Annotated in this window: 1 protein-coding gene; it reads left to right on the top strand. The window is 68.6% G+C overall.

The features are described from left to right. Positions 1 to 12: 12 nt before the first annotated feature. Positions 13 to 207, top strand: a 195-nt coding sequence (locus tag ADK41_RS16530) for a beta-ketoacyl synthase N-terminal-like domain-containing protein (protein ID WP_432422510.1), incomplete at its 3' end; no start/stop codon positions are given.

The following is a 207-nucleotide window of genomic DNA, read 5'->3' as shown; positions in this document are numbered from 1 at the left end:
GACGATCCGGTGGTGATCGTGGGGATGGCGTGCCGTTATCCGGGCGGGGTGTCGTCGCCGGAGGACCTGTGGCGGCTGGTGTCCGAGGGTGTCGACGCCATGTCGGACTTCCCGGCTGACCGTGGATGGGACGTCGAGTCCCTCTACCACCCGGACCGGAGTGTGCCCGGGACGTCGTACACACGCTCGGGCGGTTTCCTGCACGAC

The organism is Streptomyces caelestis, from assembly GCF_001279005.1.
GTDB classification, from domain to species: Bacteria; Actinomycetota; Actinomycetes; order Streptomycetales; family Streptomycetaceae; genus Streptomyces; species Streptomyces heliomycini.
This window is presented reverse-complemented; position numbering and strand designations above follow the sequence as displayed.